The organism is Tenacibaculum sp. Mcav3-52, assembly GCF_022347665.1.
Lineage (GTDB): Bacteria > Bacteroidota > Bacteroidia > Flavobacteriales > Flavobacteriaceae > Polaribacter > Polaribacter mesophilus.
Genome location: NZ_JAKRGE010000005.1, coordinates 122,473 through 149,090 on the forward strand (window position 1 = coordinate 122,473; position 26,618 = coordinate 149,090).

At 32.5% G+C, this 26,618-nt stretch carries 26 protein-coding genes; 21 read left to right on the plus strand and 5 right to left on the minus strand.

The genetic code is table 11. The features are described from left to right. The first annotated feature begins 49 nt into the window (after window positions 1–49). The 16 genes from MHM83_RS13470 (at window position 50) to MHM83_RS13545 (ending at window position 17,529) form a co-directional block, all read left to right on the plus strand. Complete coding sequence (locus MHM83_RS13470) at window positions 50–1,447, plus strand: FAD binding domain-containing protein (RefSeq protein WP_239180287.1); 1,398 nt, start codon at window positions 50–52, stop codon at window positions 1,445–1,447. Next, window positions 1,447–3,708: a xanthine dehydrogenase molybdopterin binding subunit gene (locus MHM83_RS13475; RefSeq protein WP_239180289.1), complete on the plus strand. Its 2,262-nt coding sequence runs from the start codon at window positions 1,447–1,449 to the stop codon at window positions 3,706–3,708. Before MHM83_RS13470 ends, MHM83_RS13475 begins: the two co-directional genes overlap by 1 nt. Further along, window positions 3,698–4,204 (plus strand): hypothetical protein, encoded by a 507-nt coding sequence (locus MHM83_RS13480; RefSeq protein WP_239180291.1) that lies wholly within the window; start codon window positions 3,698–3,700, stop codon window positions 4,202–4,204. The genes MHM83_RS13475 and MHM83_RS13480 overlap by 11 nt, the downstream gene beginning before the upstream one ends. Before the next feature lie 6 nt (window positions 4,205–4,210). Continuing rightward, complete coding sequence (locus tag MHM83_RS13485; RefSeq protein ID WP_239180293.1) at window positions 4,211–5,155, plus strand: XdhC family protein; 945 nt, start codon at window positions 4,211–4,213, stop codon at window positions 5,153–5,155. 7 nt (window positions 5,156–5,162) lie between these two features. Beyond that, window positions 5,163–5,765: a Crp/Fnr family transcriptional regulator gene (locus MHM83_RS13490; protein WP_239180295.1), complete on the plus strand. Its 603-nt coding sequence runs from the start codon at window positions 5,163–5,165 to the stop codon at window positions 5,763–5,765. 51 nt (window positions 5,766–5,816) lie between these two features. Beyond that, window positions 5,817–6,266: a DMT family transporter gene (locus tag MHM83_RS13495; protein ID WP_047789591.1), complete on the plus strand. Its 450-nt coding sequence runs from the start codon at window positions 5,817–5,819 to the stop codon at window positions 6,264–6,266. Next, window positions 6,263–6,994: a GNAT family N-acetyltransferase gene (locus tag MHM83_RS13500; RefSeq protein WP_239180297.1), complete on the plus strand. Its 732-nt coding sequence runs from the start codon at window positions 6,263–6,265 to the stop codon at window positions 6,992–6,994. Before MHM83_RS13495 ends, MHM83_RS13500 begins: the two co-directional genes overlap by 4 nt. A 263-nt stretch (window positions 6,995–7,257) precedes the next feature. Next, window positions 7,258–7,971 carry a hypothetical protein gene (locus tag MHM83_RS13505; protein ID WP_239180299.1) on the plus strand — a complete coding sequence of 238 codons (714 nt, stop codon included), beginning with the start codon at window positions 7,258–7,260 and terminating at the stop codon, window positions 7,969–7,971. A gap of 99 nt (window positions 7,972–8,070) precedes the next feature. Beyond that, window positions 8,071–8,481, plus strand: a complete 411-nt coding sequence (locus MHM83_RS13510) for a hypothetical protein (RefSeq protein WP_239180301.1) — start codon at window positions 8,071–8,073, stop codon at window positions 8,479–8,481. A gap of 97 nt (window positions 8,482–8,578) precedes the next feature. Continuing rightward, window positions 8,579–9,133 (plus strand): HD domain-containing protein, encoded by a 555-nt coding sequence (locus MHM83_RS13515; RefSeq protein WP_239180303.1) that lies wholly within the window; start codon window positions 8,579–8,581, stop codon window positions 9,131–9,133. A gap of 254 nt (window positions 9,134–9,387) precedes the next feature. After that, window positions 9,388–10,413, plus strand: coding sequence for an OmpA family protein (locus MHM83_RS13520; RefSeq protein WP_239180305.1), 1,026 nt, complete (start codon window positions 9,388–9,390; stop codon window positions 10,411–10,413). A gap of 255 nt (window positions 10,414–10,668) precedes the next feature. Beyond that, window positions 10,669–12,807, plus strand: a complete 2,139-nt coding sequence (locus MHM83_RS13525; protein ID WP_239180307.1) for an amino acid permease — start codon at window positions 10,669–10,671, stop codon at window positions 12,805–12,807. 111 nt (window positions 12,808–12,918) lie between these two features. Continuing rightward, entirely contained in the window at window positions 12,919–13,734 is an 816-nt protein-coding gene (locus MHM83_RS13530) for an AraC family transcriptional regulator (protein WP_239180309.1), read from the plus strand. Between the two features lie 200 nt (window positions 13,735–13,934). Then, window positions 13,935–14,303, plus strand: coding sequence for a VOC family protein (locus MHM83_RS13535; RefSeq protein WP_239180311.1), 369 nt, complete (start codon window positions 13,935–13,937; stop codon window positions 14,301–14,303). 225 nt (window positions 14,304–14,528) lie between these two features. Beyond that, window positions 14,529–16,370, plus strand: a complete 1,842-nt coding sequence (locus MHM83_RS13540) for a PLP-dependent transferase (RefSeq protein ID WP_239180313.1) — start codon at window positions 14,529–14,531, stop codon at window positions 16,368–16,370. Window positions 16,371–16,530: 160 nt separating this feature from the next. Then, the gene (locus tag MHM83_RS13545) at window positions 16,531–17,529 is read left to right on the plus strand and encodes a glycosyltransferase family 2 protein (RefSeq protein ID WP_173361065.1); all 999 of its coding nucleotides are present in this window, start codon (window positions 16,531–16,533) and stop codon (window positions 17,527–17,529) included. Here MHM83_RS13545 and MHM83_RS13550 read toward each other — a convergent pair. The 3 genes from MHM83_RS13550 to MHM83_RS13560 form a co-directional block, all read right to left on the minus strand. Further along, window positions 17,521–18,189: a ceramidase domain-containing protein gene (locus tag MHM83_RS13550; RefSeq protein ID WP_173361064.1), complete on the minus strand. Its 669-nt coding sequence runs from the start codon at window positions 18,187–18,189 to the stop codon at window positions 17,521–17,523. The two genes, MHM83_RS13545 and MHM83_RS13550, sit on opposite strands and share 9 nt — an antisense overlap. Before the next feature lie 89 nt (window positions 18,190–18,278). Then, window positions 18,279–18,899 carry an L-threonylcarbamoyladenylate synthase gene (locus MHM83_RS13555; protein ID WP_159616482.1) on the minus strand — a complete coding sequence of 207 codons (621 nt, stop codon included), beginning with the start codon at window positions 18,897–18,899 and terminating at the stop codon, window positions 18,279–18,281. A gap of 3 nt (window positions 18,900–18,902) precedes the next feature. Beyond that, window positions 18,903–19,403 (minus strand): plasmid pRiA4b ORF-3 family protein, encoded by a 501-nt coding sequence (locus MHM83_RS13560; RefSeq protein ID WP_239180315.1) that lies wholly within the window; start codon window positions 19,401–19,403, stop codon window positions 18,903–18,905. A 58-nt stretch (window positions 19,404–19,461) separates the two neighbouring features. Between MHM83_RS13560 and MHM83_RS13565 the strand changes: the two genes are divergently transcribed. Genes MHM83_RS13565 through MHM83_RS13575 form a run of 3 tightly spaced genes read left to right on the plus strand, consistent with a single transcriptional unit; the run spans window position 19,462 to window position 21,765 of the window. Next, a complete protein-coding gene (locus MHM83_RS13565; protein WP_239180317.1) occupies window positions 19,462–19,878 on the plus strand; it encodes a PaaI family thioesterase in 417 nt (138 codons plus the stop codon). A 1-nt stretch (window position 19,879) separates the two neighbouring features. Next, the gene (locus MHM83_RS13570) at window positions 19,880–20,731 is read left to right on the plus strand and encodes an alpha/beta fold hydrolase (RefSeq protein ID WP_239180319.1); all 852 of its coding nucleotides are present in this window, start codon (window positions 19,880–19,882) and stop codon (window positions 20,729–20,731) included. Beyond that, the gene (locus tag MHM83_RS13575) at window positions 20,728–21,765 is read left to right on the plus strand and encodes a chorismate-binding protein (protein ID WP_239180321.1); all 1,038 of its coding nucleotides are present in this window, start codon (window positions 20,728–20,730) and stop codon (window positions 21,763–21,765) included. Before MHM83_RS13570 ends, MHM83_RS13575 begins: the two co-directional genes overlap by 4 nt. A gap of 379 nt (window positions 21,766–22,144) precedes the next feature. On the opposite strand, the gene MHM83_RS13580 is transcribed toward MHM83_RS13575, so the two are convergent. Together MHM83_RS13580 and MHM83_RS13585 are read right to left on the minus strand one after the other, a co-directional pair. Next, the gene (locus MHM83_RS13580; RefSeq protein WP_047789260.1) at window positions 22,145–22,507 is read right to left on the minus strand and encodes a PUR family DNA/RNA-binding protein; all 363 of its coding nucleotides are present in this window, start codon (window positions 22,505–22,507) and stop codon (window positions 22,145–22,147) included. A gap of 82 nt (window positions 22,508–22,589) precedes the next feature. Continuing rightward, window positions 22,590–24,344 carry an ABC transporter ATP-binding protein gene (locus MHM83_RS13585; protein ID WP_239180323.1) on the minus strand — a complete coding sequence of 585 codons (1,755 nt, stop codon included), beginning with the start codon at window positions 24,342–24,344 and terminating at the stop codon, window positions 22,590–22,592. A 155-nt stretch (window positions 24,345–24,499) separates the two neighbouring features. On the opposite strand from MHM83_RS13585, the gene MHM83_RS13590 reads away from it, so the two are divergent. Beyond that, complete coding sequence (locus tag MHM83_RS13590; protein ID WP_239180325.1) at window positions 24,500–25,600, plus strand: Glu/Leu/Phe/Val family dehydrogenase; 1,101 nt, start codon at window positions 24,500–24,502, stop codon at window positions 25,598–25,600. 77 nt (window positions 25,601–25,677) lie between these two features. Continuing rightward, on the plus strand, window positions 25,678–26,616 hold the full coding sequence (nusB, locus tag MHM83_RS13595; RefSeq protein ID WP_159492470.1) for a transcription antitermination factor NusB: 939 nt from the start codon (window positions 25,678–25,680) through the stop codon (window positions 26,614–26,616). The last annotated feature ends 2 nt before the right edge of the window (window positions 26,617–26,618 follow it).

A 26,618-nucleotide genomic window follows, 5' to 3' on the forward strand; every position in this document is an offset into this window, starting at 1 on the left:
CTCCTCACTTTTCACCTAACGTTACATTTTCGTATCTTGCATTCTGCTTATGATACAATTTATATTAAATAATCAGGTAATAAAAACTACAGCAAACGCTGGTATTACCCTACTCGATTTTATTCGAGAACATCAACAGTTAAAAGGTACAAAAATAGGATGTCGTGAAGGTGATTGTGGTGCTTGTACCGTTCTAATCGGTGAACAAAAAAACGGTAGCCTTAACTATCAAAGTATAACTTCGTGTATTTCTCCTTTAGGGAATGCTAACGGAAAACATATCGTTACGGTAGAAGGTATCAATTTACCAAAAGAACTGAATACCGTTCAAAAAGCAATGGCCGATAATTATGCGACACAATGTGGTTTTTGCACACCAGGATTTGTGGTTTCTATGACTGGTTATGCTCTTGACAGTAAACAAACAACTTCTTGTAACGATGCTGTCAGCGGAAACATTTGTCGTTGCACAGGATATAAATCGATTGAAAAAGCTGGTTTTGAAATAGAACAAAAACTACAACAAAAAGATAAGAACCATCAAATCGACTGGCTAATCAAAGAAGGTTTTATTCCTAATTATTTTGAAACTATCCCTGAAAAATTAGCACAAATACAACCAAAAACCTTTGAAAAAACGGGAATAAAAGTAGCTAACGGAACCGATATTTATGTACAGCATGCTGATAAAATGGCGGAAGAAGATGTACATTTATTAACCGATAAAAACGCTTTAAAAGAAATTTCTTTTACCGAAGGATTTTGTGCACTAGGTGCTAATACAACAGTGACCGAAATAGCAGAAAGCAAACAATTACAAACCCTCTTTCCTAAACTAAAACAATTTTTGAAACTTGTTTCTTCTGAGCAAATCAGAAACATGGGAACCATCGGTGGTAACTTTGTAAACGCCTCTCCTATTGGCGACATGTCTATTTTCTTTTTAGCATTAAATTCAACCTTAACCATTCAAAAAGAAGATGGAAACGTGCGACAAATTCCATTTCAAGAATTTCATCAAGACTATAAAAAGTATGATTTACACGAAGGTGAAATCTTACAATCAATACAATTCAAAGTTCCACAAGCAGAAGACTTTTTCAATTTTGAGAAAGTAAGCAAACGAACACATTTAGATATTGCTAGTGTAAATTCGGCAGGAAGAATTACACTAAAAAATAACACAATTACAGATGCACATTTTTCTTTAGGAGGTGTAGCCGCTATTCCAAAATATTTATCCGATACCAACACCTTTTTAATAGGAAAAACAATCAATTCTGAAACTATAAAAGAAGCAGAAGCTATTTTACAGTCAGAAATTTCGCCTATTAGCGATGTTCGTGGAACTGCTGACTATAAGCGATTGTTGGCAAGACAATTATTTTTTGCTCACTTTTTAGAACTATTCCCAAATCATGTAGAACTTAAAAAATTGATTGCCTAATGAAGACGATGAAAAACATTGACAGCTTTACACATGTTAGAGGGGAATCGTTATTTGTTGACGATTTAATGCTAAGACAGGATACCTTATTCGGCTTGGTGTTCGACTCGCCAAAAGCACATGGAAAAATCAAATCGGTAGATTATTCAAAAGCAGAAGAGCTAGAAGGTGTAGTAAAAATATTTACCTATAAAGATGTCTTAGGAGAAAATCAAATTGGAGGCATCATTCCCGATGAACCCTTATGGGCAGAAGATGAAGTCCATTTTTGGGGACAACCGATTGCTTTTATTGTTGCAAAAAGTGAAGCTATTGCTAAAAAAGCTAGAGCCTTAATTACCATAGATATTGAAGAACTTCCTGTAATCACAACCGCAAAAGAAGCCAAAGAAAAAGGTAGTTTTATCAATGCTCCTCGTTCATTTAACTTAGGAAATACCCAAAATGCTTTTACCGAATGTGAATATGTATTTGAAGGCGAAACTTTTTCGAACGGACAAGAGCATTTATACCTCGAAACACAAGGTTGCTATGCGGTTCCTCAAGAAAACGGGAATATAAAAATTACCTCATCAACTCAAGGCCCTACCGCTGTTCAAAAAACAGCAGCCAAGGTTTTAGGTATTCCAATGCATAAAATTGAAGTAGATGTAATTCGTTTAGGTGGTGGTTTTGGAGGTAAAGAAGACCAAGCAACTCCTTGGGCAGTGATGGCAGCTGTAGCTGTGCAACACTTAAACCGCCCAGTTAAATACATGCTGAATCGCCATGACGATTTACGTATGACAGGAAAACGTCACCCCTATTCATCATTTTACAAAATAGGACTAACCAAAGACTTAAAAATAAAAGCTTTTGAAGCTGAGTTTTTACAAAACTCTGGTGCTGCAGCTGATTTATCTCCTGCAATTGCCGAGAGAACTTTGTTTCATGCTACCAATAGCTATTTTGTTCCAAATGTACATACTACCGTGTATAGTTGTAAAACCAACCTACCTCCTAATACTGCTTTCCGTGGTTTTGGTGGTCCGCAAGGTATGTTTGTTATTGAAAGTGCTATTGCCGATGCCGCTGATAAAATGGGCATCAACAAAAGAGAAATACAAGAAGCAAATTTATTGGCTGAAAATGATGAGTTTTCTTACGGACAAATTGCTACTGAAGTACAAGCACAAAACTCATGGTTTAGTGCAAAAGAGCAATATCAACTTGAACAGTTAGAACAAGAAGTAGCTGAATTCAATAATAAGAACGACCGCTACAAAAAAGGGATTTCATTAATGCCTATTGCTTTTGGTATTTCGTTTACCAATACCCCAATGAACCATGCACGTGCTTTGGTACATATTTATCAAGATGGAAGTGTTGGTGTTTCTACAGGTGCAGTAGAAATGGGACAAAGTGTAAATACCAAAATATTACAAGTAGCACAAAGTGTTTTAGGAATTTCGCCTCATAAAGTAAAACTGGAAACCACGAACACTACACGCGTTGCCAATACTTCACCTTCTGCAGCAAGTTCAACTGCCGACCTTAACGGAAAAGCAACTGAAATGGCTTGTAATTCGTTAGTTGAACGACTAACAGAAGTTGCCGCTGACATACTCTCTACCAAAAAAGAAAATATCTCTTTTCAAGAAGATGCTGTTTTTGTAAATAATAAAAAATCAAAGCTAACATGGGAAGCTTTAATTACTGAAGCGATGCTACGTCGTGTGGCGCTATCTGAAAATGCACATTATGCTACTCCTGTGATTCATTTTGATAAAACCAAAGAAAAAGGGCATCCGTTTGCCTATCATGTATACGGTACTGCTATCACAACCGTTACGGTAGATTGTGTCCGTGGTAATTATGAAATTGACAGCGTAAAAATTGTACACGACTTTGGTAAAAGTATGAATATGGGCATTGATTTAGGGCAAGTTGAAGGTGCTTTGGCACAAGGAATTGGTTGGATGACTATGGAAGAAATCTCTTATAATAATGAAGGACGATTATTATCGAATGCCTTGTCTACCTACAAGGTTCCTGATATTTTTTCAGCTCCCAAAACAGTTGAAACCATTCCGTTAAAAACGGAAGGAAATCAAATGGCTATTAAAAAATCGAAAGCGGTTGGTGAACCTCCATTAATGTATGGAATTGGGGCTTATTTTGCCATCCAGCAAGCGGTAAAAACCTTTAACCCTAATTATAAATTAAAATTCCACGCTCCTTTTACACCCGAAAAAGTGTTGATGGGATTGTATGAAAAATAGAAGACCTATCAAACTACAATACACCAAACAGAATATATTTAAGGGCGCGTTAATTTATAGCATTGGAGATACCATTGCATCCCTTTTACTAAACGAGTTTTCTATATACAGACTTCTCGGGATGGTACTTATTGGTGCTACTGTTTATGCTTTTGAAATCCCTAATTATTTTAATTGGATAGAAAAAAAGACAGCAAACAATAGCGGACTCAAAAGAACCATTGCAAAAACAATATTAGCGATTGCGTACTTTAATCCACTTTGGATTTTTAGACATTTACTGTTTATCAAGTTGTTTTCTGGAAATTTTGAACAAATAACCAGCAACTTATTCATTGTTGCTTGTTGGTCGTTTTTGGTAAACATCCCTATTTCGTTTATCGCTAATTTTATCATTCAAAATAAAGTAAAACTCGATTGGCGTTTTTTAGCCAGTGCTATTTTTTCTGCACTAATGGCTATTTATTATGCCCTAAGCGAAACCATTTTTAACTAAGCTTTTATGGAATTTTGGCAACAGTTACATACAAAACTTCAAAACAAACAGAAGGTATACCTCCTAACAGTAATTGAAAACCTTGGCAGTTCTCCAGGTCGAAAAGGCTTTAAAATGTTAATTGCTGAAGATGATTTTATTTATGGTTCTGTAGGTGGTGGTGTTATGGAGTTTTCGCTTGTTGAAGAAGCCAAACAATTACTACAACAAGAGAATCCGCCAACATTCATCAAAAAACAAATTCATAAAGGAAATATCAAAGATGGTTCGGGGATGATTTGTTCTGGTGAACAAACAGTGGCCTTTCATTGCTTAGATGCTAAACATATTTCAATAATTTCAACTATTATTTCTTCTTTACAACACGGTAAAAAAGGAACATTACACTTATCTCCTTCCTTATTTGATTTTACTCTTGATCTTCTAGAAAGTCAGTTTGAGTATGACATCAATTCTAAAGAAGATTGGTGTTTTAAAGAACATATCGGCTTTAGAGAAACCTTATACATTGTTGGTGGTGGTCATGTAGGCGTTGCAGTTTCTGAACTCTTTGTGAAACTTGGTTTTTATGTGGTGGTTTTTGACAATCGAGAAAACCTTAACACTTTAGAAAACAACCAAACTGCTCATAAAAAACAGGTTATTGATTATAAAGATATTGAAAACTACATAGAAGAATCTTCTTCAAGCTATGTAGCTATTATGACCAATAAATACACTGATGACAAGTTGGTATTGAGTAAACTCATTAAAAATAACTATCAATTTTTAGGAGTTTTAGGTAGCAAAGCAAAGTTGCAAACGATGTGGGAAGTTTTACAAAATGAAGGATTTACTCAAGAAGAATTAAACAAAGTTCACGCACCTATAGGGCTTTCTATAAAAAGTGAAACCCCTGAGGAAATAGCAGTAAGTATTGCGGCACAAATTATTCAAATTAAAAACACCTAAACGAATAATGAATCAACCTAATGAATATAAAACCTTTTTAACAAACGTTTTTAATCGTTATGCTACGGTAAGTGACGATACTATTTCTTCTTTGTTTTCGGCTGTAAAAATCCATGATTTAAAAAAGGGAACTACTTTATTACCTTTTGGTAAAATATCAAAACACGTTCATGTACTTTACAAAGGGGCTGTAGTTTCTTGTTTTTTACATAAAGATGGTACAGTATACCACAAAAACATCTTTTTAGCAGAAAACTTTGTAGGTTCAGTCGTATCGTCACTTACTAATACACCTTCTCAGTTTTCTTTAGAGGTTATAGAAGACTCAACCATTATTAATTTTCCGTATGACACCTACAGACAACTTATTAGAGAAAACCAAGATTTACAAAACTTTTACATCGCTTATCTTGAAAAGAACTGGGTAATTGATAAAGAGAAACGAGAAATTGATATTGTTTTAAAAGAAGCTAAAGAACGGTATCTTGATTTTGTAAAGGCTAATCCAAACATAGAAAATAGAATACCGTTACACTATATTGCCTCTCACTTAGGTATCACTCCTACTCAATTAAGCCGAATACGTAAGAGCATAAAAAAAACTGTATAGCAATCAACATATGTAAAGAAAAAGGTGTTATTTCCTTTCCATCTTTGCAGTATGAAAATATTCTTTTTATACTTTTTGGCCTTTATTGGTGGGGTTTCACTAGCTGTTCAAGCAGGATTTAACACACAATTAGGTGCTATTGTAAAGCAACCTATTATTGCTGTTATAGCCACCTCTATAGCTAGTGCTATTTTTGGATGTTTATTCATATTTCTATTCAAAGAAGAAAGTATTCAACTAACTATAGCGCAACAAGTACCTTGGTATTTATGGTTTATTGGCGGACTTTTTAGCATGATTGGTATTTCTCTTTATTTTTACACCATACCAAAGCTAGGAATTTCAAAAATGATTGCTTTTGGCTTATGTGGTCAATTGATTTTTTCGTTATTCGCAGGAAAATTTGGTTGGTTAAACCTACCTGTTGAGCCTATAACTACCAAAAAATGTATTGGAATTATTTTCATGGCAATTAGTATTCTTTTAATCAACTCAAAATGAAAAAAATAGTATCAAATATTAATAATTTAACCTCTTTATGGAAAACTGCTGCGGCTCCATATCAAGGCTATCATAAAGAAACATCTTTTGAAAGCGCTTATATTGAAAATACCCAATGGCCTAATAGAATTTGGACTAACCTCTCTCCTTCTGAAAACCAACTAAAAGAAGTACAGCTACAAATGTTAGGAGAAGATAAGTATTTTACATTTTCTTTATTTACACTATCAAGTCAAGAAAATAATATGGAACTTGACGCTAAAATTCAGTTAAAGTCTACACAATATGGAATGAGTTTAGAACTAAAAGAAAAGTTCGAAACGCAAAGACAGATCGATTTTAAAAGAGTAGAAAACACAGAAGAAGCTGACATTTGGAGCAACGCTTTTTTTAAAGCCTTTAATTACGAAATAAGCACAGCAACCATTTTAAAAACTAAAGAAACCATCCCCTACTACCTTGTTTATTTTGAACAAGAGCTTATAGGCACTGTAATTTTATACACTACTAATACGATTGCTGGCTTGCACAGTTTAGGTATTATTCCTGAAAAAAGAAAACAAGGTTTTGCTACCGAAATTATGCGCCATACATTGAACAAAGCCATTGACCAGAATTTATCGTTAGCTACATTACAAGCCTCAGAAATGGCTAAAGAAATGTATTTAAAACTAGGGTTTTCTTTAGACTTTTTAATGGAGAATTATATACTCAATACAACAAACTAACAATTTTCTACACAATACGAATCTTTTATCTTTTTACTTGTTTGGTATTACTCCCTTTAAGCTGGAAACATCACTCCCCTTACCGAGGGAGTGTTACTCCCCTTAGGCAGGAAGTGTTGACCCGATAAAAAAGTTGCACTTTTTTATCTTACTTTTTTATATTTGGAGGAGTAAAAATTGCTATACCTTCTAATTATTCTACTATTTAAGGCTGTTTTAGTGATTTTATTACAGATATATAACTAGTTGGCAATAATTAAAAAATGAGAAAGATATCTTTAATATTACTGATATTTTCATCATATACAAGTTTTGCATGTAGCTGTTCTCAACTGAGATTAACTAATACACTTTCAGGAATTGAATTTGTTGGAATTATAAAGTTCACCTCTTTAAAAAAAATAGAAAAATTTGAAGGAATTTATAAAGCTGAATATAAAGTTAAAGAACAGTTTATAGGATATGAAAATGCTGAATTATTTATTGAAAGTCAAGAAGGAAGTTCTTGTGGTTTCTTACCAGAATTGAACTCTGAATATTTCATTTTTGCTTACCAAAATGAACTGGGATTTCTTGCAACTTCATTTTGTTTAGCTAGGAATATTCCAAACAAAGAAATTCTATCTATTTTAAGAGAAATTACTCAAAAAAGAATTTATCAGCAAACAACTCGGAATATAAGGCAGTTAACCAAAGAAAAACTAAACTCAAATCTTTTTGAGCAAAATATTAATGGAGCATTCATTTATGAAGCTATTTTAGATTCCAATTTTAAAGTTAAAAGGATGAAACCATTTAACCTTAACGCTAGAAAAAACTTCAATGAGAAAATAAAACAAGAATTGAACAACAAGTTTGAATACAAAAGAATGAATGAAGATTTGAAAATGAAAGAGAAAAATTTTAAAATATTTATTATTTTGAATTGGAATAAAAATTATGAAGGGAAATTAGTAGTTGAGCCTACAAAGGTTTAAACAACTATTACCAACAATATATAACCACAATTGCGGCAGATTCAACTACGTCCAACTCCACTCAATATAAATAACAAAACGTCAACTCAATCAAAACAAGTGAAAATAGATACAGATACACTACCTAAATGCTCATTAGAAGAGAAGAAATTTTCTTGGGGAGAGCCATATTTAGTTGTAACCCCAATATTTGATATAGCAATACCACCAGAATTATCTGATCTTGAATTTTCTGTTGAAATATTTATAAAAAATAACTTCCGAAATCAACTACTAGAGTTTTACAATGTTTTGATTAATTATGAAGAAAACAATCGGATTGAAAATTTCGAAGACACCATACCAGAACAGCTTCGTAAAGAAGTGTTAGCAAAAATCAAAAGCTTTCTTGACTCAGAAAAGAAGTTAACCCCTTGGGAGAAATACGATGAATATGGAAAAGAACTAGATTTTTTGTATAAGTTTGAAGAAGAGTTTAACCGAAAAATATTATTTATCAACCCGAAATAGAGATACTTACAGTAATTATTATAAGTAATTGCTTGTTCTCAACTACTTTTTATCCTCTTGAACAATAATATACTATGCTAAAAAAACTCTTCTCTAAATGGATACACCTCAAATGACACAAGAACTCTATCAAAAAGCAATAAAGTTTGCTGGAGAAAAGCACAAAAATCAAAAAGTTCCTGGTACAAATTCCAACTATTTGCTACATATCTCTAACGTTGCTATGGAAATAATCATAGCATATAATGCAACTAACAATTTCGATTTGAATTACGCTGTTCAATTAGCGCTACTCCACGATACATTAGAAGATACTGATACTGACTTTTCGGAGTTATTAAACATGTTTGGAGAAAAAGTTGCTAATGGAGTTCTAGCATTGACTAAAGATAAAAACCTAGATTCTAAAAAAGAGAAAATGACAGACAGCTTGAACCGAATAAACAAACTTGAAAAAGAGGTTGGAATGGTAAAATTAGCAGACAGAATTACAAACCTTCAAGAACCACCAAAACATTGGAAAAAAGATAAAATTCAACACTATTTATCTGAAGCTATCGTAATTAATGAAACACTAAATAACAAGAATGAATATTTAAATAAAAGATTAGAAAATAAAATTGCTGAATACAAAAAGTATACTACTAAATAAGAATAACTTATTATTAAACTCTCCCGAGAAATAACTATAAAATTAATCTTTATAATGTTTAACTGTAGTAATAAACTCTTAATTACAAATATAACCTACTTTCAATCTCAAGAAGATGTAAGAAACTTCAAAAAACCACTAAAATAATTAATAACATTAAACTAAACTTAAAAATATTATATTTAACTCCATAATTAACAAGCACATAAAAGCTGTTATTAACAATTAGAAGCCAAACTTAAATAAGAATTACAATGAAAAGAATTTACTCAATCTGTTTGTTATCAATAATTACTTTAATTTCATGTAAAAATGAGAAAGAGACTTCCAAAAACAACTTAGATGAAGTTGTTAATAATGAAGTTACAACCAAAGAAAAAAAAGAATTAAAGAATAACACTAAAAAATTTTCTTGGAAAAACATAATTGAATCTAAAGTTGATATTGGTGCATACCCTTATATAACACCACCAAAAGGTATGTTAGTAAATAAAAATACTAGCAGCACAGAGTCTTATGACTTTCACAAACTTGAAATGTTTGACGGTAATTCATTTTTTGACATAGAAGGACGAGTAGATAAAATGGGAATTATGATGGATGGAAATCAAAAATGGAATCAATACTATTTTGATAAAAGTATTAAAGACTACTTAACAGCTATTGGCGCTCAACTTATTTTTGAAGGAAAAATACCTAATGAACTTGTAAATCAAAAAGGAGAAAGCGTAAACGATCGTTATACTTACTTTAATAATTTTTATGTTGGAGATGTTGTAAACCATCCTATTCGTATGTATGTATTAAAAACGCCTACTAAAAAAATAGGAATTCAAATCTATTCTGATGTGGCTAATGCACAAATTGGAGTTGTGGAATCAAAAGAATTTGAACAAACAATAGAGAAAATAACAGCAGATAAAATCATAAATGAAATAAACACTAAAGGCTTTGCTACATTACATATTAATTTCGATACTGGGAAATCAAGAATTAAAGCTGACTCTTACGAAATAGTGAGTGAAATATCTAAAATGTTAAAAACAAATCCCAATTTAAAAATAAGTATTGAAGGACATACTGATAATGTGGGTAATGAAGGTTTTAATATGAAACTATCTAAAAACAGAGCCAAATCTGTTCTTATGTCACTCGTAGATGAAGGTATTGAAGAATCAAGACTAGAAAGTAAAGGCTTTGGGCACACGAAACCTATAGGTAATAACGCTACAGAAGAAGGAAAAGCACAAAATAGAAGAGTTGAACTAAGAAAAATTTAAAGAAATATCGTGTAAGCAGTATAAAAACTGCTGCTTACACAAAACACAACATATTATAATTTATAAAAAACTATTGGGACCTCATCCCAATAAAAACTGTACTTCTCTACTATCAAACTAGTATTTGCAACAAAAAAACCTCTAAAAGAGCACATTACAAACATTACCTTAACCAAATAGCACCTAAAAAGTGTAATTTTTTTCATATCTTCTCATGGTCTAACCACTTAATAATAAGCCTTAAACACAAAAGCCATGAGGAATAAACTAAAAAAAGACTTAGGATTATTTGATGTTTTTGCCATAAGTACTGGAGCCATGTTTAGCTCTGGTTTCTTTTTACTACCAGGAATCGCCTCACATTATACAGGCCCTTCTGTATTTTTAGCCTACTTACTTGCAGGTGTATTAATACTACCTACCATGTTTAGTATTGCTGAAATATCAACAGCCTTACCACGATCAGGAGGTGCTTACTTTTTTTTAGACAGAAGCTTAGGTCCACTTATGGGAACTATTGGCGGACTAGGTACATATTTTGCTTTAATGCTAAAAACAGCCTTTGCTATTATTGGTATTGGTGCTTACGCCGCTATATTTTGGGAAGTTCCTACCAAGGTAGTTGCTATCATAGCCACTCTTTTTTTTATGGCATTAAACTTAGTGGGGGCTAAAAAAACCTCCGCTTTTCAAAAGGTGTTTGTCATATTCCTATTAGTCATTTTAATTGGTTTTATTGCAGATGGTCTTTTTTCTATCTTCACCTCAAATACTATCACCAATGAATCTATTAAGAAACAATTTACCCCCTTCTTTTCAAACGGATTTGGAGGGATGTTTACTACCATAGGTTTTGTTTTTGTGTCCTACCTAGGACTCACTCAAATAGTAAGCGTTGCAGAAGAAATTAAAAACCCTGAAAGAAATATTCCTTTAGGAATGATACTTTCATTAGTCGTTACAGGATTAATTTATGGTTTGGGTGTTTTTATTATGGTAACTCTTATTGAGCCTACTGCCTTTGCCAACGAATTAGCACCAGCTGCTACAGCTGCAGAACAACTTTTTAAATGGCTACCCGATAATGTGGGAGTCTTATTAATGTCGGTAGCAGCACTTGCTGCTTTTGCTTCTACAGGGAACGCAGGACTATTATCTGCATCGCGATACCCGTTTGCTATGGGACGCGATAAACTGTTTCCTGCTATTCTAGCTAGAATTGGTAAAAAAGGAAGTCCTATAGTCGCTATATTTTTAACTACAGCATTAATTATTGTATTCATTCTACTACTATCAGAAGAAGGTATTGTAAAGCTTGCGAGTACGTTCCAATTATTGATTTTTATCTTTATTAACTTCTCTGTTATTGTTTTTAGAAAAAGTAAAATAGAATCATACGATCCAGGGTATTTATCTCCATTATATCCGTTTATGCAAGTTGTCGGAATTATCATTTCATTCATCCTTATTATTTATTTAGGATGGATGCCAGTGCTTTTTACCTCTGGTATTATTGTTATTGGGGTACTTTGGTATCATTTCTATTCCAAAGGAAAAGTAAAACGAGAAGGCGCTATTTTTCATTGGTTTGCGCTTTTAGGGAGGCATCAATACGATGAATTGGAAAATGAATTAATGACCATTTTAAAAGAAAAAGGACTCCGTGAAGGTGATCCGTTTGATGAAACCGTAATTACATCGAAAATAAAAATACTTAAGGATACCACTAACTTTGACAAGGTCTTAAATATCGCTTCCGATTACTTTTGTAGAGAGTTAGACCTCAACAAAGAAGGTGTACTCCACAAATTTTTCCAGTCTATACCCGATGAATCTGTCATCACTTTACCAGGTATTTTAGTTTTTCATGCCAAGTTTAAAAGTGTTTCGCATCCATCCATGAAAATTGTGATTTCTAAAAAACCAATTGAAGGAACACTTCCCTCTGAAGACTATGAGTTTAAAAAGCCCATACAAATCTGTGCTTTTCTAATTAATTCTGATGAAAACCCAAAACAGCAACTCCGTATGCTATCGAGACTTCTTGATATTTTAGAACGAGAGCAAATCGTAAAAACCTTGCTTAAAATGAATAGCCACAGAGAGATTAAGGAGTTTTTACTACAAAACGAGAGATTTGTAAGCATCAAACTACTCGAAAGAACTCCGCAAGACACCATGATTGGAAAACAGCTAAAAGAAATTCAGTTACCAAAAGATGTTTTAGTGGCTTTGGTTGAAAGAAACGACAAAACGTTTACGCCTAACGGTTCAACTGTTTTACTAACAGATGATGTACTCACCATACTTGGAGAAACCAAGTCTATCGCAAAACTGTATAAAGAATATATGAGTTATGAAATAGATAAACTGGATACTGAAGAGACTTCTTAATTTTTGGTTTGGTTATTTATTTTTATTGAACTTAGTTATCAATTTATATTTCTGATAGAAGTTATATCTTTGGTAAACCATATCTCATGCTGAAAAAGATTAAACGACAAAATGGACTACCAAACATACGAACCACATACAAATTTAAAGTCAATTATTAGTTGTTATTGGACGTTGGAAGTACCTATACATTCCGAACCACAAAAACAACGAATTGTACCAGATGGTTGTATAGAAATGGCATTTATTCTTGGAGACGATATAAAACGATACACTTCCGAAAATAACTTTATACTTCAACCACGGGCAATGGTATTAGGGCAAATAATTGAACCTTTCTACATTGAACCAACAGGTTATGTCAATACTTTTGCCATTAGGTTTTATCCTTATGGATTTGCTAATTTTATCTCTGGACCAATCAACAACTTAGCAAGCACAGAAACACCCTTGAATCTCCTTTTTGACAAGGAAACCGCAGATGGTTTGCAACAAAAAATAACCAACGCTGAAAATACGATACAACGTATAGAAATCATCGAAAAGTTTCTTTTGGATACGTTCAACAACCAAAAAACAATTCATAAAATAGTAAAAAGTACTGTGGATACTCTCCTTTCTACAAACGGAAGTGTTTCTATAAACTCAATCCTCGAAAACAACCTATCTAAACGAAGACAGCTTGAAAGAAACTTTAAAAAACAAATTGGAGTAAGCCCCAAACAGTTAGGAAAAGTAATTCGATTGCAAACAGCTTTAAAATTGATGCTTAACCAAAAGTCTAAAAACCTAACTGATGTTGCCTATAAAAGCGACTATTTCGATCAAGCTCACTTCATCAAAGACTTTAGAGAATTTACAGGAATAAACCCAAAAGAGTTTCTTACTGACGAAAGCTTGAAGCTTTCTACCCTTTTTTACAAATAAACTAAGGTGTCGCATTTTTACAATTTCAACTAATTTTCTGCTCTTAGTTTTGTATCAATAATACTAAACCGAAAATGAAAAATAACACACTTATTACCATTATTACCCTATTTTTTTGCCTTGTGTCTTGCAAAAACAAAGGCACTTCAATCTCTAAAACAACACAATCTAAAGAATCAATCACTAAAAGTACACAACAGATGAAAAGTTATGTCTCAATTTTTGAAATTCCTGCAACCAACATTACACGAGCTGTTAATTTTTACAAAGAAATTTTAGGTATAGAAATTGAAAGATTCCATTTTCCAGAAATGGAAATGGGGGTATTTCCTTACGAAGGTCAAATGGTTACAGGAGTAATTATACAAGGCGAAGGTTATGAACCTTCTGCAAGTGGGGTTACTATTTACCTTAATGGTGGAGACAATCTGCAAACTATTATTGATAAAGTAGAAGAACATGGTGGTAAAGTTATCATACCTAAAACACCTCACGCTGACGAAAACGGGTACTTTGCCATTTTTCTCGACTCAGAAGGAAATAAAATTGGACTTCATTCGCCAAATTAAAAAAACAAACTTCTAACAATAAAGGGAAATAATAATGGCTTGGGTACTAACTCAAACCGTTATTTCTTTTTATTAAAGTGTCTTGAAAACCAACCCATAAATTTATAAAGTCAGCTACAGCTCATACATCAAACGAAAGTAAAACTCCCTTTATAAAACCATTCTCTCCCCTTTCTAAAAAAATCTAATTAACGTATCTTGCAATCTTATTAAAAGACACCTATAATGCAAGACAAAAACGTACATACTTATATAAAAAATGTTGTAGAAAATATGCCAGCAGATTGGTTAAACCTAACCACGCACCGTCTGGATATTTATATAGAAAAACTAGCCAAAACCCAGTTTTTAGAGCAGTTTGAAGATTTGTATAAAAACAACAATGCTACTGCTTCAGCGTTAAGCGAGTTGCCAACTGCATACGATTATATTCGTTTAGGGCATCCGTTATCGTCTGTATTAGAGTGGACGATTGCCAAACTATACAACACTAAAGCAGCAAATGTAATTAGTTTTTCATCACAAACGGTTCCTGTTTTGGCTGTGTTAAGAGCGAATTTATTTGCTAATAAAAACACGCAAATAGTGTATACCAATGAAATTCCTAGCTTTTTTGATGCTGAAGTAATTAAAAATGTATACGGATATCAATTTGAACTAAAAAAAGTGGATAGTGTTGAAGCTATTCCTGAATTTGATGCTAGTACCGTATTGATTGTTGAACAAGAAGCTATTTGCAACTTTACGATTGTACCAAACGTTGATTTTTACATCAACACACACACAGAATTAGGAAGCTTTTTATTGGTAAACGGAGAGCAAAACGATTCTTATATTTCAGACATTCAACATGTAAGAAGAAGAGAAACTATTGCCATGACTCCTGCTAATTCATTAAAAGCGTTGAAAAGCCTTATCGATGAGCCGTATGAGGTTACAGTAACTGACGTAGCACAAAACAAAGCAAAGGTTGAGAGACTCATCAATGAGATTACCAATACCAGCACAAAAGCGTTAGTAGCTTCAAGTGGACTTTCAATACAATACGCCATTTTAATGGGATTGATTGACGATGCTCTTGAAAACCATAAGGGAAAAACGATTAAAATTGTAGTGCCTCCAAACTGTTATGGTGGTACAAACGACCAAGCGAGACGTGTTGCTGCTTGTTTAAACAACGTAGACATTGTTGATTTACCTGTTGATGGAGACAACGACATGGTAGAGAGCATTGATACCGTATTAGCCAACATTGCAGCACAAGATGCGGTTCCGTATATCATTGCTGAAATTCCGACCAACCCAAGAGTAGAAGTACCTAACCTTACCGATTTAAGAGATGTTTTAAGTAAAAAACGTACGACTCCAACGGGTGAAACAGCCGTTGATCCTGTGTTTATTTTAGACCAAACTTTCTGTCCGAATGTTCACTTTTTAGGAGATACAGACATGTTAGCCAATATTAGAACTATTTCGTTTGCTAGTGGATCTAAATTCCCTAGTGGTGGAAAATGTACTGCTGGATACTGTGTTGGAAATAAAACAACCAACGCGTTAATCAAAAAAATAGAAAAACACTTACATATTTGCGATAACGAGGCTACACCGCTTCAATACGAAATATTAGCTGCACAAATGCCTTCGATGACGCAACGAATTAGTGATGCTTATAAAAATACACGTGAATTTGTAAACTTTATTCATGAAGTATTACCTGGTGCTAAAATCAATTTTGTTTCAGAAGAACTAGCTGCGCAAGGATTTACACCATCAGTATTTTCGTTAGACCTTCCTACCAAAGGGAATACTGTGGAAGAAAAAGAAGCCTATAAAAGAGCCTTAAACTTAAAGCTTATCAATTTAATGATTACTGAAATTCCGAATGAAAGTAAGTATTGTGTAAGCTACGGACAGTTAAAAGGTTGTTACTGGACAATTCCTGCAACCTCAACCCAAGGAACTACCAAAGAAGGTGATAAAGATTATATTGCTCGTGTAGCACTTTCTCCTAATATGGATTTAGCGCTTCATAAAAAAGTTTTCCTTGATTTTGTAAAAAGTATCTAAGAACCACAAAACGTCATTTCAACCGTAGGGAGAAATCAAAAAAGATTCAGCATAACTAAATCTTAACGATTGGAATTTCTCTATTAATAAATTTCTCCCTTCGGTCGAGATGATTCTTTTTGATCTACAAAATTCATTTATAAACTGTAAATTTACCGTCTTGAAAATAGCTATCGTCATATTAAACTGGAACGGAAAAAAGTTGCTTGAGCAATTTTTACCTTCTGTCATAACTTTTAGTTCAGAAGAAGCTGAAGTGTATGTTGCAGACAATGCTTCTACAGATGATTCTATTGCATTTGTAAAGCAACATTTTCCTACTGTAAAAATTGTACAGAACTCAGAAAATGGTGGTTATGCAAAAGGTTACAACGATGCGTTACAACATATTGATGCAGATGTATATTGTTTGGTAAATTCTGACATTGAGGTTACCAAGAACTGGTTAACTCCCATTATTGATACTTTTAAAAAGGAACCTAATACGGCGATTATCCAACCGAAGATTTTAGACTTTAAAGATAAATCGAAGTTTGAATATGCAGGTGCTGGTGGTGGCTTTATTGATGCTTTTGGATATCCGTATTGTCGTGGTCGTTTGTTTAGTGACTTAGAAACTGATAACGGACAATTTAACGATACTACTGAAATATTTTGGGCGTCTGGAGCTTGTTTTTTTATCCGCTCTGAAGTTTTTCATCAACTACAAGGTTTTGATGAAGATTTTTTTGCGCATCAAGAAGAGATTGATTTGTGTTGGCGCGCTAAAAATAGTGAGCATACTATAAAATATGTAGGAGCATCCACTGTATATCACGTAGGTGGGGCTACATTAGACACGTTAAACCCGAAGAAAACCTTTTTAAACTTCAGGAATAGTTTACTCAACCTAGTTAAAAACTTACCCTCTGCTAAATTATTCCCAATTATTTTTTCTCGTTTAATCTTAGACGGATTGGCTAGTGTTAAATTTTTATTGGAAGGGAAACCTAACCACTTATTTGCTATTTTAAAAGCTCATTTTAGTTTTTATATGCATCTTCCTAAATTCATAAAAAAGAGAAAAGAATCTCCTAAAAAACCAAATTACTACGAGCACACATCTGCGGTTTGGCAGTATTATGCTAAAGGAAGGAAAAAGTTTACCGAATTACGTTAATTTTTGCTCGTCCTTATAGATATAATAGAGTAAAAAGAAAACTGCTATTCCACCGAAAGTATGCCATAACCAGTGCGTTCCCATGGGCAATACAACTACTTTATTATCTAATGTCCTAAATAGTAAAGCTATTCCAAAAACTGCTCCTCCATATACAATGTATTTTACATTTCTCCAACGGGTCTTATAAGCATACCATATTAACGGGGTTATTACAGCAAATGCTGTTACTGCATATCCAAACGATGTTCTATATCCTGAAGGTATTGGTAAAAATCGTGGAAAAATAGACACTAAAAGTATAGCTACAATTATCGCTAATCGTTCCCACCATTTCTTTTTAATTTTTCCTATGAAATAAATAATAGCTCCTAAACATACAATCATGATAGGAACCCAGTCTAACAACAACCAAAATTCATGACTTCTTGTACCGTGAAACATGGTACCACCTATCCAACTGATGAATATTACTGGAATGGCAAACAAAAAAAATGGGTATTGTTTAGGGTTTTGATAAATTCTTCTTCCGAAGTAAATCAGTAGAACAATAAAAATTAAGTTGCTAAAAGTATTGAAAGGCTCAACAGGCAATCTGCCTGCTATGGTTTCTTGATATATTGGTCCGCTGTCGTTGGGGAATCTATCCAGTAAAAACATATATCCTTTTTCTATTCTGTACTAAGATAGGGATTGTGTTTTTAATTAAAAAGTGGTTTTGTAAGATTTCAACTAAACTTATTTTATTATTACAAAATATCTAAGCTTCCTTTTCCTTCACGAATTACTTCTGGTTCATCGGTTGTTAAATCGATTACAGTAGATGCATGGTTGTCTCCGTATCCTCCATCAACCACGATATCAACAATATTCTGCCATTTCTCGAAAATTAATTCAGGATCGGTTGTATATTCTAATACTTCATCTTCATCATGAATAGATGTAGATACAATCGGATTTCCTAAAGCTGCTACAATGGCTCTTGCTATATTATTATCGGGTACACGAATACCTACTGTTTTTCGTTTTTTATAAGCTTTTGGTAGTGAATTACTACCAGGTAACACAAAAGTATATGGACCTGGTAAAGCTCTTTTTAAAATTTTATAAGTTGCAGTATCTATTTGCTTTACGTAATCAGATAAATGGCTTAAGTCGTTACAAACAAATGAGAAGTTGGCTTTTTCTGGCTTTACTTTTTTTATTCTTGCTACTTTTTCTAGTGCTTTAGTATTGGTAATATCACAGCCTAAACCATAAACAGTATCGGTTGGATATATAATTAACCCTCCATTTTGTAAAACTTTTACAATTTTTTCAATCTCTTTTGGATTGGGGTTCTCATTATACAGTTTTATAAATTGTGCCATAGCTTAGTAATTATCAAAGTCAAAATCGTCTAGGCTTTCAAAGTTATTAAATTCATCATCAATTTCATCATCTATATTTTTTGAAAGATCTTCTGCTTTAAATTCTTTTTCTGGGGCTTCCTCTGGCATTTCTCCTACAGATAAAATCATTTTTGTTTCAGTAACTTCTTCATTAGACTGTTCTATTACCTCTACATAAAACGTCCACATTTGTAAGAAATCGTACACATAAATTAACTTATCATGTTGGTTTGGTAAGGTTTCATGTAAAATACATGTTGCCATTGAAATTCCATCTCCTGCTTCTGACATATTAAATAGTGGAATTTCTTCGCCTTGATTCCAATCTTCATCGGTACGGTAAAAAGACGCCATTTCTTGTCCGTTAAAACCAAACGCTTTTGCGATATCAAAGTGTAGGTTTTCTAACGAAGTTTTTTCGTTTACTAACAGGGTTCGTATTACATCTTCTTTCGTATCTAAAATTACGCGTACTTTATACATTCTATCATTTTTTGTCAGTACAAAAATACGTATTTTTGGGTGATAATTTTTAGTTACCATGAATAAGCAAGCATCTCTTACAGTCTTAAACAGTTACAACAAAAACACCTTGATGGAAACTTTAGAAATAGAGTTTGTTGATGTAGGAGATGATTTTATTACTGCTAAAATGCCTGTGACCCCTAAAGTACATCAACCTTATGGATTACTACATGGTGGGGCAACAGCTGCCTTGGCTGAATCAGTTGGTAGTTGTGCTTCTGCTTTTTTCTTAAGAGACTCTTCTAAAATTGTAAAAGGAATTGAGTTAAGCATCAATCATGTAAAAAGCAAGCGAGAAGGACATGTTTTTGCTACTGCTAAAGCGATTCACAAAGGTAGAACTACACATTTGTGGGAAGTGAGAATTGTTGATGAGGATGATAACTTGATTTCACTTTGTAAGATTACCAATATTGTTTTAGACAAACAATAGCATGAAATTGCTAAAAAAAATCTTAAAAACCGTTGGAATTGCTCTCTTTGTGCTTTTCCTTGTTTTATATTATTTATTCTGGAATTTTTCTGCTCCTAAATCTGATGTAAAAGTACTTGAAAAATTTTCAGGAAGCTCTGCTACTCCTGTCCTTACTTATGAAAACTTTAAAGGGTTTGAGTACAGAAAACTTTCAATCATAAAAGATACTACTTTACCTACACTGGTTTTTGTTCACGGAACGATAGGTTCTTCTACCGATTTTGTAAAATATATGAAGGATAGCGCATTGCTTAATAAAGCTAATATGATTTCATATGACAGAATTGGTTACAATTATCAAGACAAAAATCCGGTTCAAGAAAGTATTGCTTTTGAGCGTGACGTGTTAAAGAATATTTTACATGATATTAACCCCGATAAAACGATTCTTGTAGGTTATTCTTATGGAGGACCTATTGCCTTAGCTATACAAGAAAAAGTTAGAAAAGTAATTTTGCTGGCTCCTGCTATATATAGTGAAGTAGAACCCATGCCATGGTCTTTAAATTTATATAAATGGAAAATTACTCGATGGTTGGTTCCTCCAATATGGCAAGAAGCGAGCAAAGAAAAGTTATCTCATAAACAAGATTTACAACTATTTGAAAACAACTGGAAATCTACCCCTAACAACATAGTAAGTATTCATGGAACTAATGATTGGATTGTACCTTTTGAAAACTCTTTATTTTTAAAAGAACAGTTTCCTGAAAATCAGTTTGAGTTAATTAGCGTTCCTGATGCTAGTCATGGATTTATTTGGAGTAAATTTGACACGATTAAAGAACATTTAATACAACAATTAGATTGAGTATTTTTTTAAACATAAAAGAAGCCTTCAACAAAGAATTACCTTTTGTTACTTACAGAAAGCCTAACAGTTCTATAATTAAAGGGTGGTTTCAACAAAACAACGATGTAATTACTTCTGAAAATTATAATGAGAGTGGATTTATTTTTGCTCCGTTTGACAGCAGAGAAAAAGCTATTTTAATTCCTAGAAATCAATCTACTTATGTTGAAGAAAAAGTTACTATTGACGATACTCAAACTAACAACACTAATCACGCTCCTGATACAGCTTCCGAAGAGAACCACATTCAACTAGTTGAAAAAGGAATAGCCGCTATTAAAAATCAGCAGTTTAAAAAAGTAGTTCTTTCCAGAAAAGAAAAAATTGAGTTATCAGATTTCAGCCTTATTAATACTTTTCAAAAACTTCTGAATAACTACCCAACAGCTTTTGTATATGTTTGGTATCATCCTAAAATTGGGTTATGGTTAGGAGCTACCCCAGAAACTTTAGTTAGTATTAAAGATAAAAATTTTACTACTATGGCTTTAGCGGGAACACAAGTTTACAATGGCACAACTAATGTTACTTGGCAGCCAAAAGAATTAGAAGAACAACAATTTGTAACTGACTACATCACTGATAGGTTATCTGATATTTCCTTAAACATTACAACATCTGGTATTGAAACTATAAAAGCGGGTAAGTTACTCCATTTAAGAACCATTATTAATGGAAAGTTAAAAACGAATACTGCTTCTTTAATCAAAAGCTTACATCCTACCCCTGCCGTTTGTGGAATGCCTTTAGAGGCTTCAAAACAATTTATTTTAAATAATGAGAACTATCATAGAAGCTTTTATACAGGTTTTTTAGGAGAATTGAATACAAACAATAAGGAAAGTCATTTATTTGTTAATCTTCGTTGTATGGAGGTTTCTAACAATACTGTGTATATTTATGTTGGAGGTGGAATTACAAACGACAGTAATACTATAAAAGAATGGCAAGAAACAGTAGCAAAAACTACTACTATGAAAAAAGTTTTATAGGAAAAACACCTACTCTACAAAATACTTTACCCCAAAACAAACATAACCTGCTGAAATTCAGTTTTTTTTATTATATTTAGGTGAACTCAAAACTCGCTTTCCTATGAAACAAAAATTACTTAGGATTAACCAGCGTGAAGACAAACTTAATAGTAGAGTGGGTAGAACTTTAACTTATAAGCAGCTGGTTGAATTCGCATCAAAACTACCAAACAAAATAAAATCGCTTATGTAAAAAATAAAACCACCAATTGCTGTGCAACAATTGGCAGTTTTCTAAGTGTAAATTGAATTTGAATTGATTTTTTTCTGCACATTATCATCTCTAAACACAAGTAATATCACTTGTGTTTAGAGTTATGCATAACAGTTTCTTCTGTTAAATATCGTCGAAAGAAACGTCTGTAAAGCTTTCTGTAGAAGCTACTTCTGTAGTTACGTTTTCTTCTTTTTTATAGTCTTTTTGATGACGTTCACTTATAACTTCAGATCCTTTTTCGTTTACAATAAAGTCTGTTGCCTTGTTCAACATCTCTTTAAAATCACTAAAATCCTCTTTATATAAGTAAATTTTATGTTTTTGATAATGAAAAGAACCATCATCATGAGTAAACTTCTTACTCTCAGTCACTGTTAAATAATAATCATCTGCCTTTGTAGATCTAACATCAAAAAAATATGTTCTTCTTCCTGCTCTTAAAACCTGTGAAAAGATTTCCTCTTGTTCTACTCTCTCGCTCATAATTCGTTACTTAAAATAATAGTTGGTTATTTAAATTTTCTCAACAAATCTAACAAAATATTTGACTTGACAATACGAAATGCTATATTTCTTTTTCTAAAAGCTGTTGTTCGTATAAATCTTTATAATACCCTTTTTCTTTTACTAATTGATTGTGAACACCTTGCTGAATAATCTTTCCTTCATCTAATATTATTATTTTATCTGCATTTTTTGCAGATGATACCCTATGGCTTATTATTATCGTTGTTTTATCACTAGAAACTCTTTCTAAATTTGATAAAATTTTCTCTTCAGTCTCAGTATCTACAGCTGATAGACAATCGTCAAAAATTAAAATTTTAGGGTCTTTTATAATAGCTCTTGCTATAGAAGTTCTTTGTTTTTGTCCTCCAGAAAGCGTAACACCACGCTCTCCTAAAATAGTTTTATAGCCTTGTTTAAAGTCAATAATATTATCGTGTATAACCGCGTTTTTGGCTGCTTCTATAATTTCTTCTTCTGTAGCATCTTCTTTTCCAAATTTTATATTGTTTTCAATGGTATCTGAAAACAAGAACGGTTCTTGCGGCACAAAACCAATTTGGTTTCTTATGTCATATAAATTGCAGGTTTTAATATCTTTTCCGTCCATTAATACAGTCCCTCCTGTAGTATCATACAAACGTGAAACTAAGTTGATTATAGATGACTTACCACTTCCTGTTTTTCCTAATATTGCTAGTGTTTCTCCTTTTTCTACCTTAAAACTTACATCTTTTAACGCTGTGATATTTGTGTCTTCATAGACTAAAGAAACATGATTAAACTCAATATCTCCTTCAATGATAGTTTCTCCTTCATTTGCATTTTCAATTTCAGGAACTTGTTCTAAAAATTCATTAATTCTTTCTTGAGAAGCTTCAGCCTGCTGCACCATTGAAGTTACCCAACCAACTACAGCTACTGGCCATGTTAAAATATTTACATACATAACAAAAGCACCAATGGCTCCTACTTTAATTTCTTCATTAATATATAAAGTACCACCAACATACAAAACAATGATATTACTAATTCCTATTAATAAAATCATTAATGGAAAAAATAACGCTTGTACTTTATATAGGTTTATATTTTTATCTTTACTAGCATCTGCCAACGTATCGAAGTTATTAATCACAGCGCTTTCTATTGCATATGATTTTACTACATTAATACCAGAGAAAAACTCCTGATTAAACGTTGTTAATTTTGAAAGGTATTGCTGAACTACTGTACTTCGTTTATTAATTTGCTTGCTTAAAATAAATACTGATACTGATAAAACAGGAAAAGGTATCATTGTATACAAGGTGAGCTTTGGTGATATTGCATACATTTGAGTAAAACCGACTGCAAAAGACACTAACATATTTAATGAATACATGATGGCTGGTCCAAAATACATACGAACTTTAGAAACATCTTCACTAATACGGTTCATTAAATCACCAGTTCTATTTTGTTTGTAAAAATTAAGTGACAGTCGTTGATATTGCTGATAAATTTCATTTTTTAAATCAAACTCTATTAATCGAGACATTACAATTATAGTTTGACGCATTAAGAATGTAAAGAAACCACCTAACAGTGTTACCCCTACTATAAGCAAAATATTTGTAAAAAGGATACTTTTAACTTCTGATATTTCAGTTATTTTACCTAATTGATAATCTTCCACAACATTTAAAGAAGTTAACACATAATTAGGCACTTTTAATGTAAATATTTTAGCTAATACAGTTATAAAAACTCCTAATAATAACCTCCATTTGTATTTAACAAAGTACTTGTTTAAGTATTGTAATGCTTTCAATTCTATTTTATTATAAAAATTAAACTTTATAAAAGGGTCTTGTTAAAGATACCTTAATTGAGACCTCTTTTTTTGCTTATGTTTTAACGATTTCTTATTTTTGCCCTCGAATTTTTGAGATTGTCCAAATCATCTCAAATTAAAAAACAAAACAAATGACATCAGAAATCATTGATACTAAAGATCTTAAGAATGACCCAGTGTTTGGTCAGTTATCTTTTGACAATCACGAGCAAATCGTTTTTTGCAACGACGAAGATACAGGTTTAAAAGCAATTATCGGTATCCATAACACAACTTTAGGACCTGCTTTAGGAGGTACTAGAATGTGGCAATATAAAAGTGAATGGGAAGCTTTAAATGATGTATTACGTTTGTCTCGTGGTATGACATACAAGTCTGCTATTACTGGATTAAACCTTGGTGGTGGTAAAGCAGTTATTATTGGTGATGCTAAAACTCAAAAAAATGACGCTTTAATGCGTAAATTTGGTGAGTTTGTTAATTCTTTAAGTGGAAAATATATTACTGCTGAAGATGTTGGAATGGAAACTCGTGATATGGATATAATCCGTGAAGTTACTCCACATGTAACAGGTGTTTCTGAAAGTATTGGAGGTTCTGGAAACCCTTCTCCTGTAACAGCTTATGGTGTTTACATGGGAATGAAAGCTGCTGCTAAATACAAGTTTGGAACTGAGAACTTAGACGGTAAAAAAGTATTAGTTCAAGGTGTTGGTCATGTTGGAGAAACTTTAGTGAAGCACATTACTGACGAAGGAGCACAAGTTGTTTTAAACGATATTAACGAGGCTCGTTTAGAAGAATTAAGTAAAAAATATGGTGCAAACGTAGTGTTAGGAAATGACATTTTTGGATTAGATGTTGATATTTACGCTCCATGTGCTTTAGGTGCTACTATTAATGATGAAAGTATCGCTCAATTAAAAGCTAAGGTAATTGCAGGTGCTGCTAACAACCAATTAGCAAATGAATTAAAACACGGTACAATGTTAAAGGAAAAGGGAATTGCTTATGCTCCTGATTTCTTAATTAACGCTGGTGGAATTATTAATGTATATGCTGAAGTTGTTGGTTACGATAAAGCTGAAAGCTTAAAAAGAACTGAAAACATTTACAATACTACATTAGAAATTTTCAATTTATCAGAAAAAGAGAATATCACTACACATCAAGCTGCTTTCAATATTGCACAAGCAAGAATTGATGCTCGCAAAAAAGAGCAAAATAGCTAGATAAAAAATAAAAAAGTTTTACTTTTGCAGAGCGTTAGAAATAGTTTCTATCGCTCTTTTTTTTAAAGTTCTTTAGAATGATTAACAGAAGACATATTCGTGTTAAAGTAATGCAGTCGGTTTATGCGATGCAGCAATCGCATAGCGATGATTTAGTTAAGGAAGAAAAATTCTTAAAACACAGCATTCAAAAAATGTACGATTTGTACGTTTTAAACCTTCAATTATTAGTTGAAGTACAAAAATTAGCTCGTAAGAGAATAGAGCTTTCTAAAAAGAAAATACTAGCTACAAAAGAGGAACTCAACCCAAATACAAAATTTATAGACAATAAACTTTTAAACTCACTTAATGAAAGTGTAAGTTTAGAAGGGTATGTTGAGCTTAACAAGCTTAATTATTGGGACCTTGATGATGAGTATGTAAAAATCTTATTAGATGAATTACAAAGAAGTGACCTTTACAAAAAGTACATGGACACTGTTGAAAACTCTTACAACATAGATAAAGCCTTTGTCATTGACTTTTTTAGAGATATAGTAGCCCCTAATGAAAAGTTAGCTGATTATTTTGAAGATCAAATGATTTCTTGGGTTGATGATATTCCTTTTGTAAATACTTGGATTCTTAAATCTTTAAACAAACAAAAAGCAAATAAGCCTTTCATATTAGGTAGTTTGTATAAAGACAATGATGATAAAGTTTTTGTTTCTGATTTGTTTACAAAAACAATGTTACATCAACACAAATACGAAGAGGACATTAAAGAGAAAACTCCTAACTGGGAAGCTGATAGGATTGCTGATATTGATATGATTATTATTAAAATGGCTATTACAGAATTTTTACACTTCCCTTCAATTCCAAGTAGAGTTACCATAAATGAATATATTGAGTTAGCAAAAGATTATTCAACAAACAAAAGTGGTTACTTTATTAATGGAGTTTTAGATAAATTAGCCAAAGACTATCTAAGTTCAAATAAGATGGTTAAAATAGGTAGAGGTTTATTATAATA

Coding starts and splice junctions, on each gene's coding strand:
- MHM83_RS13505 (WP_239180299.1), top strand. CDS start 7,258: ATGAGAAAGATATCTTTAATATTACTGATATTTTCATCATATACAAGT.
- nusB (WP_159492470.1), top strand. CDS start 25,678: ATGATTAACAGAAGACATATTCGTGTTAAAGTAATGCAGTCGGTTTAT.
- MHM83_RS13540 (WP_239180313.1), top strand. CDS start 14,529: ATGCAAGACAAAAACGTACATACTTATATAAAAAATGTTGTAGAAAAT.
- MHM83_RS13535 (WP_239180311.1), top strand. CDS start 13,935: ATGAAAAGTTATGTCTCAATTTTTGAAATTCCTGCAACCAACATTACA.
- MHM83_RS13525 (WP_239180307.1), top strand. CDS start 10,669: ATGAGGAATAAACTAAAAAAAGACTTAGGATTATTTGATGTTTTTGCC.
- MHM83_RS13500 (WP_239180297.1), top strand. CDS start 6,263: ATGAAAAAAATAGTATCAAATATTAATAATTTAACCTCTTTATGGAAA.
- MHM83_RS13515 (WP_239180303.1), top strand. CDS start 8,579: ATGGATACACCTCAAATGACACAAGAACTCTATCAAAAAGCAATAAAG.
- MHM83_RS13490 (WP_239180295.1), top strand. CDS start 5,163: ATGAATCAACCTAATGAATATAAAACCTTTTTAACAAACGTTTTTAAT.
- MHM83_RS13470 (WP_239180287.1), top strand. CDS start 50: ATGATACAATTTATATTAAATAATCAGGTAATAAAAACTACAGCAAAC.
- MHM83_RS13590 (WP_239180325.1), top strand. CDS start 24,500: ATGACATCAGAAATCATTGATACTAAAGATCTTAAGAATGACCCAGTG.
- MHM83_RS13530 (WP_239180309.1), top strand. CDS start 12,919: ATGGACTACCAAACATACGAACCACATACAAATTTAAAGTCAATTATT.
- MHM83_RS13580 (WP_047789260.1), bottom strand. CDS start 22,507: ATGAGCGAGAGAGTAGAACAAGAGGAAATCTTTTCACAGGTTTTAAGA.
- MHM83_RS13560 (WP_239180315.1), bottom strand. CDS start 19,403: ATGTATAAAGTACGCGTAATTTTAGATACGAAAGAAGATGTAATACGA.
- MHM83_RS13475 (WP_239180289.1), top strand. CDS start 1,447: ATGAAGACGATGAAAAACATTGACAGCTTTACACATGTTAGAGGGGAA.
- MHM83_RS13555 (WP_159616482.1), bottom strand. CDS start 18,899: ATGGCACAATTTATAAAACTGTATAATGAGAACCCCAATCCAAAAGAG.
- MHM83_RS13570 (WP_239180319.1), top strand. CDS start 19,880: ATGAAATTGCTAAAAAAAATCTTAAAAACCGTTGGAATTGCTCTCTTT.
- MHM83_RS13550 (WP_173361064.1), bottom strand. CDS start 18,189: ATGTTTTTACTGGATAGATTCCCCAACGACAGCGGACCAATATATCAA.
- MHM83_RS13480 (WP_239180291.1), top strand. CDS start 3,698: ATGAAAAATAGAAGACCTATCAAACTACAATACACCAAACAGAATATA.
- MHM83_RS13565 (WP_239180317.1), top strand. CDS start 19,462: ATGAATAAGCAAGCATCTCTTACAGTCTTAAACAGTTACAACAAAAAC.
- MHM83_RS13495 (WP_047789591.1), top strand. CDS start 5,817: ATGAAAATATTCTTTTTATACTTTTTGGCCTTTATTGGTGGGGTTTCA.
- MHM83_RS13520 (WP_239180305.1), top strand. CDS start 9,388: ATGAAAAGAATTTACTCAATCTGTTTGTTATCAATAATTACTTTAATT.
- MHM83_RS13485 (WP_239180293.1), top strand. CDS start 4,211: ATGGAATTTTGGCAACAGTTACATACAAAACTTCAAAACAAACAGAAG.